The organism is Lawsonibacter sp. LCP25S3_E2, from assembly GCF_052117285.1.
Lineage (GTDB): Bacteria > Bacillota > Clostridia > Oscillospirales > Oscillospiraceae > Lawsonibacter.
In genome coordinates, this window is the sequence record NZ_JBQKJL010000015.1 from 12,129 (window position 1) to 24,812 (window position 12,684).

13 protein-coding genes and 3 tRNA genes are annotated in these 12,684 nt (G+C 59.0%); 10 read left to right on the forward strand and 6 right to left on the reverse strand.

The genetic code is table 11. The features are described 5' to 3' along the window. The first annotated feature begins 37 nt into the window (after window positions 1-37). The 10 genes from ACTQ3R_RS12215 to ACTQ3R_RS12260 all read left to right on the forward strand — a co-directional run bounded on the left by ACTQ3R_RS12215 (window position 38) and on the right by ACTQ3R_RS12260 (window position 5,871). The gene (locus ACTQ3R_RS12215; RefSeq protein ID WP_441779451.1) at window positions 38-625 is read left to right on the forward strand and encodes an energy-coupled thiamine transporter ThiT; all 588 of its coding nucleotides are present in this window, start codon (window positions 38-40) and stop codon (window positions 623-625) included. 34 nt (window positions 626-659) lie between these two features. Next, entirely contained in the window at window positions 660-1,466 is an 807-nt protein-coding gene (locus tag ACTQ3R_RS12220) for an HAD-IIB family hydrolase (RefSeq protein WP_441779452.1), read from the forward strand. 210 nt (window positions 1,467-1,676) lie between these two features. Continuing rightward, on the forward strand, window positions 1,677-2,003 hold the full coding sequence (locus tag ACTQ3R_RS12225) for a hypothetical protein (protein ID WP_441779453.1): 327 nt from the start codon (window positions 1,677-1,679) through the stop codon (window positions 2,001-2,003). Between the two features lie 69 nt (window positions 2,004-2,072). Further along, on the forward strand, window positions 2,073-2,651 hold the full coding sequence (locus ACTQ3R_RS12230) for a phage upper tail fiber protein (RefSeq protein ID WP_441779454.1): 579 nt from the start codon (window positions 2,073-2,075) through the stop codon (window positions 2,649-2,651). 4 nt (window positions 2,652-2,655) lie between these two features. Next, complete coding sequence (locus tag ACTQ3R_RS12235; protein WP_441779455.1) at window positions 2,656-2,820, forward strand: hypothetical protein; 165 nt, start codon at window positions 2,656-2,658, stop codon at window positions 2,818-2,820. Continuing rightward, on the forward strand, window positions 2,804-3,466 hold the full coding sequence (locus ACTQ3R_RS12240) for a hypothetical protein (protein WP_441779456.1): 663 nt from the start codon (window positions 2,804-2,806) through the stop codon (window positions 3,464-3,466). Before ACTQ3R_RS12235 ends, ACTQ3R_RS12240 begins: the two co-directional genes overlap by 17 nt. Continuing rightward, on the forward strand, window positions 3,466-3,840 hold the full coding sequence (locus ACTQ3R_RS12245) for a hypothetical protein (protein WP_441779457.1): 375 nt from the start codon (window positions 3,466-3,468) through the stop codon (window positions 3,838-3,840). Before ACTQ3R_RS12240 ends, ACTQ3R_RS12245 begins: the two co-directional genes overlap by 1 nt. Before the next feature lie 4 nt (window positions 3,841-3,844). Then, entirely contained in the window at window positions 3,845-4,558 is a 714-nt protein-coding gene (locus tag ACTQ3R_RS12250; RefSeq protein ID WP_441779458.1) for a hypothetical protein, read from the forward strand. Window positions 4,559-4,603: 45 nt separating this feature from the next. Further along, a complete protein-coding gene (locus ACTQ3R_RS12255; RefSeq protein ID WP_441779459.1) occupies window positions 4,604-5,080 on the forward strand; it encodes a phage holin family protein in 477 nt (158 codons plus the stop codon). Window positions 5,081-5,100: 20 nt separating this feature from the next. Next, window positions 5,101-5,871 carry an N-acetylmuramoyl-L-alanine amidase gene (locus tag ACTQ3R_RS12260; protein WP_441779460.1) on the forward strand — a complete coding sequence of 257 codons (771 nt, stop codon included), beginning with the start codon at window positions 5,101-5,103 and terminating at the stop codon, window positions 5,869-5,871. Between the two features lie 304 nt (window positions 5,872-6,175). Here ACTQ3R_RS12260 and ACTQ3R_RS12265 read toward each other — a convergent pair. The 6 genes from ACTQ3R_RS12265 to ACTQ3R_RS12290 form a co-directional block, all read right to left on the reverse strand. After that, window positions 6,176-6,251: transfer RNA gene (locus tag ACTQ3R_RS12265), tRNA-Val, on the reverse strand. A 21-nt stretch (window positions 6,252-6,272) separates the two neighbouring features. After that, a tRNA-Glu gene (locus ACTQ3R_RS12270) sits at window positions 6,273-6,347 on the reverse strand. Between the two features lie 38 nt (window positions 6,348-6,385). Beyond that, window positions 6,386-6,462: transfer RNA gene (locus ACTQ3R_RS12275), tRNA-Met, on the reverse strand. A gap of 150 nt (window positions 6,463-6,612) precedes the next feature. Next, window positions 6,613-7,281: a hydrolase gene (locus ACTQ3R_RS12280; protein WP_441779461.1), complete on the reverse strand. Its 669-nt coding sequence runs from the start codon at window positions 7,279-7,281 to the stop codon at window positions 6,613-6,615. A 135-nt stretch (window positions 7,282-7,416) separates the two neighbouring features. Continuing rightward, entirely contained in the window at window positions 7,417-11,112 is a 3,696-nt protein-coding gene (locus tag ACTQ3R_RS12285) for a phosphoribosylformylglycinamidine synthase (RefSeq protein ID WP_441779462.1), read from the reverse strand. Between the two features lie 62 nt (window positions 11,113-11,174). Beyond that, on the reverse strand, window positions 11,175-12,677 hold the full coding sequence (locus ACTQ3R_RS12290) for an ABC transporter substrate-binding protein (protein WP_441779463.1): 1,503 nt from the start codon (window positions 12,675-12,677) through the stop codon (window positions 11,175-11,177). Window positions 12,678-12,684 lie beyond the last annotated feature (7 nt).

The window sequence follows — 12,684 nt, forward strand, 5'->3', positions numbered from 1 at the left end:
ATGTACTGCGGTATCTTACTTTTTGGAGGCAATTGAGATGAATGCGACAAGAACCAATGCGGCGGTAAGAACCCATTACCTGCTCCGAATGCTGTGTGAGGGGGCCCTGTTGGTGGCCCTGTGCCAGATCGTGGACCTGGTTCCTCTTTGGAAGATGCCCTGGGGTGGGACGGTCTCCCTGTGCATGGTTCCCTTTTTCCTGTTTACCTGCCGTTGGGGCGCTGGCTGGGGCCTGCTGGCCGGCTTTGTGCTGGGGGTGCTCCAGTTTATGGCGGCCGGCGGCATTGCCATCGGCTGGCAGTCCATTTTGGGCGACTATGTGATCGCTTATATGGTCCTGGGTGTGGCCGGGCTGTTCCGCGGGAAGAAGTGGAGCATCTATGCCGGCGCCACCGTGGGCTGTGCGGCCCGTTTCCTGGTGCACTATGTAGTGGGCGCTACCATCTGGGCAGAGTATATGCCCGAGACGTTCTTTGGGCTGACCATGACGTCCCCCTGGTTTTATTCCCTGCTGTATAACGGCTTCTATATGGTGCTGGACTGGGCCTTGTGCATGGCCGTCTATGCCCTGCTCATGGGCAACAGCCGGATGCGTTGGTATTTGATGGCGGAAGATCTCCGCTGAACAAGTCCCTGTGGGGACGGAAAGAGAGGTCCCCATGGGAAAGTTTGACGGTCTGTTGTTGGCCAGTGATTTTGATGACACCTTGTATGACCTTACATTCCATATTCCAGAGCGTAATCTAGAGGCCATCCGGTATTTTATCCACCAGGGCGGTTTTTTTACCGTAGCCACCGGGCGTGCCCACCGGACCTTTGCACCCTATGCCCCCATGGTGCCGATGAATGCCCCGGCTGTACTGTCCAATGGGGCGGCTATCTATGACTTTCAGAAAGATGAAATGGTGGAGCAGACGCTGCTGGACCAGCGGGCCCCGGCGGATTTGGGGGCACTGATGGGAGAATTTCCCTCCCTGTCCCTTGAGGCCTACCATGGAGAGGATATCTACATCTGGAACCCCAATGAGATTACCATGGCGCACATGAAAAAAGTGGCCTGTGACTACACCATCTGTCCCGTCCATGCGATGCCCACCCCCTGGGTCAAGGCGCTGTTCCACCAGGAGCACGAGGTTCTGGTAAATGCGAGAGAGCGCCTGCTGAGCCGGTGGGCAGACCGCTATGAGGCGATTTTCTCCAACCCCCGCTATTTGGAGATCACCCGTAAGGGAAGTACCAAAGGGGGAATGGTGGCCCGGCTGGCCCAGATCTTAGGGGTACGTCCGGAGCACGTCTATTGTGTGGGGGACAACCAGAATGACATTCCCATGCTGGAAAAGTCGGCCATACCCTTTGCTCCGGCCAACTGTGCCCAGGAGGTCAAGGATTGGGGGGCCCGGATCCTGTGCCACTGCAACGATGGGGTAATTGGTGATATTGTAGAAGTGCTGGACAAGCTCTATTAAATGACTGGCTCGACGGCCGGCATCCACAAAAAGTGGATGCCGGCCGTTTTTGGTTGCACGCGATCGTACAACACTGGGGGCAGTTCCACCCAATATGAAGGATGGTTTCCAGAAAGCGCCCTGCTGACGATCAGCAAATTTCCGGCAGAAGTCGGAGCGGAGAAGAACGCCGAAAGGACCATAACAAAATTTTATGAGAGGAGACACAATATGTACGTCGTAAATCCCAACCATCTCTATGCCCTGTATCAGTGCACCGAGAAAAATGACGCCCCCGATCTGGCCACCGTAGGCATGGCCATGTTCCTGCAGGAGCACCCTGAGATTTCCAAGGAGGAGAGCGGAGCCATGCGCCTGTTTACCGGCGCCCATGGCAAGGCACTGGCCAAAGCCTATCCCGATGAGAAGCGCTTCTATCTGGCCTATGCCATGGGCCTGGTGGAGGACATGGAGCATGCCATCCAGCAGGAGGAAGTGGAACAGGAGGAGGCGGAGAAGGCTGCGGAAAAAGCACAGGACCAGGGCTCCCAGCAGTGACGGAAGGAAAGGCGGTTCCCGGCAAGGGAACCGCCTTTCTATAAAAATGGGAAATAAGGAGTGAAATGGATGCTTTATATGGAGGACTGGATCGTCCGTGCTCCGGATCATTATTCCCTGGGCTTTGAAGGTGACCATTTGGCAGCCTGCATCCAACTGTCTGCACCTCTGCCGGAGGGCTGGGACCTGAAGGTGGATGTGGAGCGGGAGGGGAAGAAAAATGTGATCCAGCTGCAAAGAGAGGGAGATTTGTTTTCGGCTCAGCTGACCGCTGAGATGCTGGGAGCGGACGGATATTATTTTTTGCAGATCCGCGGAACCAATGGAGAGGTGGTAAAGCACAGCAATGTTTTTCTTGCTATGGTGTACCACAGCATCAATGCCACGCATGAATTTCCACCTGTGCTGCCGTCCGAATTTCAACAGATGGAGCGGCGTCTCACTGCCCTCAACCAGCACCCGCCTAAGGCGGGGGATGGAGTGTGGTTGGTGTGGAATGTGGACCGGGAGGCCTATGAGCCCTCTGACATTCCCTTTTCTGCCGGGATCACCTCCCAAGAGGTCGGGACGATCCGGGTGATGGACCGGGAGGCCTATGAGGCTCTTCCCCAAAAGGACCCGGATACCCTCTATCTGATTCGGGGGTGAGGGAATGCTGCATTACGCAGGGCAGACCGTGGAACAGCTGCGGCTGGGCGAAATGGGCATCAAGAGTGCAGCCCTTGGGGAAGACCCGATCTATGTAAGACCGGGGGGATATGTCTTCCTGGAACTCTGTACAGAAAAGGAGAGTGAAAACGATGGCAAGTTACTTTAATCTGACCCTGGATACGGCGGCTCCTTCACAGGTCGCCTTGTCCATCAACGATGGGGCCCTGTATGCCAGCTCTACGGCGGTGACCCTGAATATTACCTTGGGTGACGAGGACCCCACAGGATACCAGATGAAAATTTGGGGTGTGGCCACCGCCAAAGAGGAGGCAGAGGCCAGCTGGGAAAAGTTTGCCGCCGCAAAAGGTGTCAATTTGACCAGCGGTGACGGACTGAAAACGGTTTATCTTAAGGTGCGGGATGATGTGGGAAATGAAAGCCTCGCCGTCAGCGATACCATTACCCTCAATACGGAGGTCCCCGTGGTGACCATCACCGGGCCCGATCGAAGCAAAATTTCCAAGACGGATGGGTTCAGCAAGGCGGTCATCCACTTTACTGCGGATGTGCCCTTTGAAGAATATAAGGTCTGTGTCGTCCCGGCCGCCAGTGCCCAGCAGGATGCGGGGATCTCCATTCCCACAGATGGGGGCTCGGTCAATACCAGCGGGGCGGCGGGAGGCTATCCCGCGGCCACCAATATTCAGGTGACCATCACCGGGACAGATTTGGAGAGCGCAAGCCCAGGCGATGGGGTCAAGGTGATCAAAGTGTTTGTGCGCAATGCATCCGGGGTCTGGAGTGTGGTGTGATGGCGGCACCGGAGATCGTTTTTTCTTCCACGGGGGAGCGGCTGTCCGCTGTGGAGGGGTTTGACCGGATCACCGTCACGGTGCGTTCCAATCAGCCCTGCCGGGCGTTTGAATGCCGGGCGACAAAGGCTGGAGAGGAATACGGTGTGGGAAAGGGAGTGCTGTTGGCCTCCTTTTCCAACACTCCGGCCGATACGTCCCGGACCTTCGAGATCTATGACGACTTCTTGCTCCGGGGAGATGGAGCGTATCGCATTTCCCTGTTTGCTCAGGGCGAGGATGGAAGCTGGAATGACAACCACCCCTATATTCCGGTGGAGGAAGGGGCTTATGTGACGGCGGAGCAAGCTGTTTATTTGTGTATGAGGGAGTGAAACGATGGCGGAAGGATATAACGGGGCCTTCACCGGCGCACAGATTGATGAGGCGATTGGTAAGATCCAGAACAAAAATCTGCCTGCCGATGGGGTGAAGTTTTCCGACGGAGAAAGCTTTCAGGAAAAATATGACAACGGTCAGCTCACAGGACCTCAGGGGGCTCGGGGTGAGATGGGCCCCCAGGGAGCTCCAGGTGAACAGGGCCCCCAGGGGGAACCCGGCCAGCAGGGTCCCCAGGGAATCCAGGGAGAGCCCGGACCCCAGGGAGAACCGGGGCCTCAGGGAATACAAGGAGAACGGGGACTCCAGGGAGAACAAGGAGCGCAGGGGCCCCAGGGTCCGGCGGGAGAGAAGGGAAAGAGTGCCTATCAGAGTGCGGTGGAAAAGGGATATACCGGCACAGAGGAGGAGTTTAACACTGCCCTGGTAAAAGTGGGAGAGGTCCATTCCTTTACCGCTTCCTTTGTCTCTTCCCAGTGGGTTGCGGGCAGCGGAGAGTGCACGATTACATATCCCTTTCTCAGCGGTGCCCTGACAGGCGCTGTGGTGACCTGCCGTGCGGCCGCTTTGGTGGGCGGTGTCTATCGGCAGAATATATGGGCGGCCAGGGAGACCTATGCCACCCTTGCTTCCAATGGAAATCTGGTGCTCCACTGTGCGGGGACCAGTGGCTATGAGGGGAATGTATCGGTGATAGTCTGGGAGGCGTCCTGAAAGGGGGAGAATTTCCGGAAATGAAAGATGTGAGGGGAGAATACAATGGAGACTATTGAAACTTGGAAGGCGGTATTTGCCGCCGTTGTCGGGCTGCTGACCGGCCTTTGGGGCTGGATGGGCTGGCTGGTGGTGGGCTGGGTGGCCGTTATGCTGCTGGATTATGCCACCGGCTCTGCGGCAGCAGCCAAAAAGGGGGACTGGTCCAGTGCCAGAGCCAGAGAGGGTATTTGGCATAAGGCCGGAATGATTGTGGTGGTTTTGGTGGCGGCCGGAGCGGATATTCTGGTGGCGCTGCTGCTGGAACGGCTGCCTGCGGCTGCGCTGCCCTTTGACTATCCGTGTTTAATTTGCCCGGTGGTGCTGGTGTGGTATGTGGTCAGCGAACTGGGCAGCATTACAGAAAATGCCGTGGACATGGGAGCTCCGGTGCCCGGCTGGCTAACAAAATTATTGCTGGTCAGTAAACAAGCCATTGACCGGGCCGGAGAACAATGGGTGGACGGCGAAGAGAATGAATGAGCAGTTTAGGGAGAGAGAAGATGCGGATCTGCATTGACGCAGGACACTATTTGGGCACGCCGGGAAAACGGTGCTTAAAAAGCATAGATCCCCAGGAGACAAGGGAGTGGGTACTCAATGGCAGAGTAGCGGACCGGGTGCAGGCGCTGCTTCAGGCCTATGATTGTGAGACGATTCGGGTGGATGATGTGACGGGCAAGGAGGAAGTCACCCTTTATGAGCGGGTCCGGAAGGCAAACAAAGCCGGAGTGGAACTCTATCTGTCCATTCACCATAATGCGGGAATCAAGGGCGGCTCCGGCGGAGGCATCGTGGTCTATGTCTGTCCTGGGGCAGACCGGCAGTCCAAAACGGTGCAGCAGGCGATCTACCAGCACACGGTAATCAAAACCGGGCTGAAGGGGAACCGGGCAAACCCCACACCGGAAGGCAATTTGTACGTGCTGAACGCCTCTGCCATGCCTGCGGTGCTGGGGGAGTTTGGTTTTATGGATTCCACCACCGACACTCCCATTATTTTGACCCAGGCCTATGCCGACCAGCTGGCCCAGGGAATTGTGGAGGCGTTGGTGGAGGTCTACGGTCTAAAGGAGGTGGATACGGTGACCTATGAGCAGTGGAAAGGGTTTATGGAGCGGTACCAGCAGGAGCAGAGCCAGCTCCCACCCAGCGATTGGGCAGCGGAGGGGCTTGTCCAGGCAAAAGCCCGCGGGATTACCGACGCCAGCCGCCCCCAAAGCGGAGCGACGCGGCAGGAGGTGGCGTTGATGATCAACGCTGCAATCAAATAACACGAGAAAACCGCATCAACCGGAAAAGACAGCAAAAGAGCCGCACCTTTTGGTGTGGCTCTTCGTATGCTAGGAGGACCAGCACGGAGCTGGGTCCTGACCCGCTGGAGGCGGCTGACCGCCGGAGGAGATTCATACCGGCCTTCTGGCCGGCGGCGCGTGCGCCGTAAATTCGGAGCGAAGCGAAGAATTGCGCAGGGGCGGCTTTGCCGACCCCGAGCATTGATAGCGACGGAGGGTGGAGCGAACGCGGGGAGCGAAACCCAAAACAAAAAGCAGTTGCATAAGCAACTGCTTTTTGTTTTGGTGGAGACAACAGAACTCGAATCTGTGACCTTCCGCGTGTGAGGCGGACGCTCTACCGGCTGAGCTATGCCTCCATATAAACGGCTGAGAAAAGGTGGTGACCCGGACGGGACTCGAACCCGTGTTGCCGCCGTGAAAGGGCGGAGTCTTAACCGCTTGACCACCGGGCCGTTTGTCTATATGGAATCGGAAAAAATCCGTTCATTGTTGGTAGCGGCAACTGGATTTGAACCAGTGACACCGCGGGTATGAACCGCGTGCTCTAGCCAACTGAGCTATGCCGCCGTAGCGCCTCTCAAACAGGGCAGGTGTTAGTATAGCCGATTTTAAGGCAGTTGTCAACAGAAAAATGAAAAATTTTCATTTTATTTTTTGGCGGCTGAAAACCGTGGCTCCAGCGGCGGTTCAGACCGCTGGAGCCGCAGAGAAAATGACTCAATCAGAGAAGTGGCTGCGGTAATCCCGCATCCGGGCGGAGAAGAGTTGTCCAGGCGTTGGGGGGGTGTAGGTGATGGCGTTGGCTCCGGCGGCGATGGTGTGGAGAATATTTTCCTCGGTAGGACCGCCGGTGGCGATGATGGGGATGTCGGGGAACTGCTGACGGATAATGGCCACCAGCTGAGGCGTCTGGGAGGCACCGGAGACATTGAGGATATCCGCCCCCGCTGCGATCCGCTTGGCCACGTCCTGCTTGGGAGAGACAATGGTGGCCACCACAGGGATGTCTACAACTTTTTTGATCTCGGAAATGGTTTCGTCGGTAATGGGGGCATTGAGTACCACTCCATAGGCCCCCTGATGCTCGGCATACTCCGCCAGACGCACAGAGCGGGAGCCGTTGGTCATGCCGCCGCCTACCCCGGCAAAAACAGGGACGTCTGCCACGCTGATAATGGCCTGTGTGATGGCGGGCTGAGGGGTGAAGGGATAGACCGCGATGATGGCATCGGCGTTAATGTTTTTGATAATCGCTACATCCGTGGAAAAAACCAGCGACTTAATGCGCCGGCCGAAAATACGGATCCCGCTGCACTGGGAAATGCATTGAGGCACATCCAGCTGATGGCTTCTGAGGGTGCCGCTGTATGTAGGGATCTTTTTCATAAAGATCGCTCCTTTCCCCGATAAGTTGCAGAAAAGTTGATTTTATTATAGCATGCCCATGGGGAAAAATTGTGAATTTTCTGTTTCGGTTTTCAAAAGAGCGGGCCCGTCCCATGGGACGGGCCCGCTGAGGCTTTATTTGAAGTACTCCGCGCCGGACTCAAAGAGAGGCTGGTGTTTGTTGCCCCAGATGTTGACGGCCACAAAGTCACCCCTGCGCTCCAAATGGCCCATCTTGCCGAAGACCCGGCCGTCGGGGGAGAAGATGCCCTCGATGGCCTCCATGGAGCCGTTGGGATTGAAGGCGATATCCATGGTGGGATTGCCCTCCAGGTCCACATACTGGGTGGCTGCCTGGCCGTGGGCAATGAGGTCGGCAATGACCGCGGCAGGAGCCACGAAACGGCCCTCCCCGTGGGAGATGGGAATGGTGTGCAGGTCGCCCACCTGGCTCTTGATCATCCAGGGGGACTGGACCGAAGCCACCCGTGTGGTCACGTAGCTGGACTGGTGGCGGCCGATCAGGTTATAGGTGAGGGTGGGACAGCTGTCATCCATATCCCGGATCTCGCCGTAGGGCACCAGCCCCAGCTTCACCAGGGCCTGGAAGCCGTTGCAGATGCCCAGCATCAGGCCGTCCCGGTGTTTCAGCAGGTCCATGATCGCCTCACTGAGAGCGGGGGAGCGGAGGAAGGAGGCAATGAATTTGCCGGAACCCTCAGGCTCGTCGCCGCCGGAGAAGCCGCCGGGAAGGACCACCATCTGGGCGGAGCGGATGGCCTTCTCCAGGGCTTGAGCGGACTGGGTGAGAAAATCGGTGGTCAGGTTGCGGATGACCACGATCTCGGGATCGATGCCTGCCCGGATACAGGCCTTGGCGGTGTCATACTCGCAGTTGGTGCCGGGGAAGACGGGGATGACCGCCTTGGGACGGGCCACCTTGTGCTTGCACACGGCAATGGACCGCTTATCCCAGGAGATGGGCTCCACCTTCTCGCTGGTGCCGGCCTTGGTGGGATAGACCTGCTCCAGAACGCCGTCGTTGAGCTGGAGCAGCTCCTCAATGGATACCGCCTCTCCGGGCAGGGCCACAAAGGGGGCGGCGGTGGTCTCGCCGATGCGCTTGGCGTGGGCCAGATTCACTTCCTCGGTGAGCTCAGCTACAACAGCGCCGGGCATGGCGGTGTACCAGTCCACATTCTCCATACCGGCCTGGAAGCCAATGCGGTTGCCGAAGGACATCTTCATTACCGCCTCGGCAAGGCCGTTTTCCACGGCCCAGGCGGCTTTTACCTTGCCGGCCTGGCAGAGAGCGTGGAACTCCTCCCAGGCGGCCTTCAGGCCCTCAGCGCTGCTGTCTTCGGCGGTGAAGCAATAAACCGGGTGCTCCGCCTTCTTAAACTCGGGAGAGAGGACCTCAGAGGCCTTGATGGGGGCGATGGCAAAGGAGATAAGGGTGGGGGGCACGTCCTTGTCCAGGAAAGAGCCGGACATGGAGTCCTTGCCGCCGATGGCGGCAGCACCCAGCTCCAGCTGGGCATCCAAGGCGCCCAGCAGGGCGGAGAAGGGCTTGCCCCAGCGCTGGGGCTCGCTGCGAAGCTTCTCAAAGAACTCCTGGAGGGTGAGGTAGGCCTTGTGGTAGTCAGCGCCGGCGGCCACGATCTTGGCCATGGAGGTGATCACGGCGCTGTGGGCGCCCCAATAGGGGTCGACAGACAGCTGGTCAGGGTCACAGCCCCAGGCCATGACGCTGGCCTGATCGGTCTCCTGGTTGGGCTCTACGGGGAAGAGGGCGGCCATAGCCTGGGCGGGGGTGCGCTGGGTTTGTCCACCGAAGGGCATAAGGACGCTGGAGGCGCCGATGGAGCCGTCAAAGCGCTCGGTAAGGCCCCGGCGGGAGGCGCACTTCAGGCTGGAGGCCATCTCCTTCAGGTTGGTAAACTGAGCCTTGGACAGAGGAGAGCGGTCCTTCTTTTCCACAGACAGGGTGGCGTGCTTTACCGCGCCGTTGGTGTTGAGGAACGCGCGGCTGAGGTCGGCGATTTTCTGACCCTTCCAGTGCATGACCATCCGGGGGCTCTCGGTGACCACAGCCACCTGGTAGGCTTCCAGATTCTCTTTCTCAGCCTCGGCGATAAACTTGGCGGCATCCTCGGCGGCTACCACTACGGCCATACGCTCCTGGCTCTCGGAGATAGCAAGCTCGGTGCCGTCCAGGCCGTCATATTTCTTGCGCACGGCATCCAGCTCGATCTCCAGGCCGTCGGCCAGCTCGCCGATGGCCACGGATACGCCGCCGGCACCAAAGTCGTTGCAGCGCTTGATGAGGCGGGTTACCTCACCGTTGCGGAACAGGCGCTGGATCTTGCGTTCCTCGGGGGCGTTGCCCTTCTGGACCTCAGAGGCCATGGTGGTCAGAGACTTCTGGTTGTGGCTCTTGGAGGAACCGGTGGCTCCGCCGATGCCGTCCCGGCCGGTGCGGCCGCCCAGCAGGATGACCACATCCCCAGGGGCGGGAACTTCCCGGCGCACATGGTCGGCGGGGGCAGCGCCTACCACCGCGCCGCACTCCAGACGTTTGGCGATGTATCCCTCGTGGTAAACCTCGGCCACATGGCCGGTGGAAAGGCCGATCTGGTTGCCGTAGGAGGAGTAGCCCGCCGCGGCGGTGGTGGCCAGCTTCCGCTGGGGCAGCTTGCCGGGGAGGGTCTGGTCAAAGGGCACACGGGGATCGCCGCCGCCGGTAAAGCGCATGGCCTGGTGGACATAGACGCGGCCGCTGAGGGGGTCGCGGATACAGCCGCCAATGCAGGTGGCCGCGCCGCCGAAAGGCTCGATCTCGGTGGGGTGGTTATGGGTCTCATTCTTGAACATCAGCAGCCAATCCTGATCCTTGCCGTCTACTGTGGCGGGGACATGGATGGAGCAGGCGTTGATTTCCTCGCTCTCATCCAGCTCGGGGAGCAGGCCGCGCTTTTTCAGGGTCTTGGTGCCGATGGTGGCCACGTCCATCAGGGTGCGGGGCCGCTGGGCAGCTTTTTCCTCTCCATAGACCTCGACACGGGCGGCCAGGTACCGCTCGTAGGCGGCCTGGATCTCCGGATCGTCAATGGAGATCTCGTCCAGGTGGGTGGAGAAGGTAGTGTGGCGGCAGTGGTCGGACCAGTAGGTATCTACCACCCGCACCTCGGTGATGGTGGGGTCACGCTTTTCCTCGTCCCGGAAATAGCCCTGGAGGAACTTCAAATCGTCCAGATCCATAGCCAGGCCCAGCTGATCCAACAGCTTGCCCAATCCCTGCTCATCCAGGGTAGTGAATCCGTCAATGGTGGCCACATGATCGGGAGCGGGATGGGTGCGCACCAGGGTATCGGGCTTGTCCATAGAGGCCTCGCGGCTCTCTACAGGGTTGATGAGATAGTGGCGGATCTTGTCCAAGTCCTCCTGGGAGAGCGTGCCCTCCAGCACATAGACCTTGGCATAGGCGATGAGGGGACGGTCCACTCCGGCCATGAGCTGGATGCACTGCTGGCAGGAGTCGGCGCGCTGGTCAAACTGACCGGGCAGGGCCTCTACGGCCAGAATAGAGCAAGGCTGGGCGGGCTGGGGGAAATCTTCATCATAGATCACGTCCACCTGCGGCTCGGAAAAGACAATGCCCTTGGCCTGCTGGTAGACGGCGGGGTCGATCTGGTCTGCGTCATACCGGTTGAGGATGGCTACGGACTTGAGCCCCTTGACCCCCAGCTGTTCCTGGAGGGCCTTGCAAAGGCCCTGTGCCTCTACATCAAAGCCGGGCTTTTTTTGGGAATAACAGCGGTAAACACTCATCTTGGTTCCTCCTTGCCGCCCCGGTCCGAAGCTGGCCCTATTTGGCGCGGCGTTTTTTCTTTTTATTGGATGGTCCAGTTTTCCAACTGGTAGAACACATTGTTTCGGATCGGGCTGAGCTGGGTCAGCCGTCCCCAATGGGTGAGCACAGAGCCATTTTTAAAGAGCAGGGGGGCGATGGGCAGCTGCTGCTCCAGGTGGGTGAAAAGGGCCTGGGCGGCCTGGCGCTTTGGTTCTCCCTGGCTTGCGGAGTGCATAGCGGAGAGAAGCCCGTTGGTGTCGGCATTGTTCCAGCGGCTATAATTGAGGCTGCCGGAAGAGGACAGCAAAGGGGAGAGGTCAAAGTCGGCGGTGAGCACCGTCTCTCCCAAATAGAGGTCAAAGTCGCCCTTACCGAGGGCGGCAGTAAAGTCCTCATAGGGGAGCGCTTCCACCTGGACGGTAAGCCCCGCGGAACCCAGCTGATAGGCGATGAGCTGAGCGGCGGATAGCTTGGACTCGTTTTCGTTGTTGACCAGCAGGCGCAATTCCTTGCCCGCAAGACCCAGCTCTTCCAGTTGCCCGGCCAGCGTGTCCGGGTTATAGCTAAGACGCTGGGCGGAATCCGGAGCATACAGAGGGCTGTCAGGATGGACCGGGAGGGCAGAGGGGATGGCGTGGCTGGCGTAGACGGTCTGAGCAATGGCCTGACGGTCGATCGCCGCGGAGATCGCCAAACGCACCGGAGCGCTGCGGCATATTCCAGAGGCGGTGTTGAAACCCAGATATATAAAATCGGTGGTGGCGTAGTCCCAGGTCTGATAGTTGCCTCCATAGCCCATGGCATTGGTGGCCATCAGATCCACATCCAGCAAGGAGACGTTGCCCGCGTCAAAGGCGTAGATAAGCTCATCGCTCTTACTGACGCTGTATAGGGGGATCACGTCGAAGGGAAGCTCCTTATGCTGCCACCAGCCGGGGCGTGCGGTGAGGACCAGCCCTTCGTCGGAGCTGGAAAGCACATAGGGTCCGGTGCCGGAGGGCCGCTCTCCACTGCCGTTGGCAATGGGGATGTCCAGCAGACAGGGGAAACTCCCGTTGGGGCGGGAAAGGGTAATGGTCAGGGTGTTTTCCTCTGCGGCAATGGAGCTCACATCGGCCAGGCGGGTGCGGTAGCGCCCCTGTTCGGACCGGGCCAGCTCCAGAGCATCGGCCACGGACTGGCCGGTGAGAGGAGTGCCGTCGGAGAAGGTGAGGCCGGAGCGGATGGTAAAGGTCCACACCAGCTTGTCTTCGCTGGCGGAGTAGCGCTCACACAGGACCGGAACAGCCTGAAAGGTCTCATCCACCAGAAAAAGCCCCTCGTAGAGAAGAGAAGAGAGGGTCAGATTGGCCCGGTTGGAGCCCAGAGTGGGGTGAAGACTGAAGTCCGGAAAGACCGGCAAGGTGAAGGGGGTGGTCTCAGAATTTTCCTCCTGACTGGATTGCACGGGGGCAGAGGAGGAAGCGCTGGAAGCGGGCTGGGCGCCGCAGGCGGACAGGCCCAGAAGCAGCGTGGCGAAAACAAGTGATAACAGTCGTTTCATAGGGGTT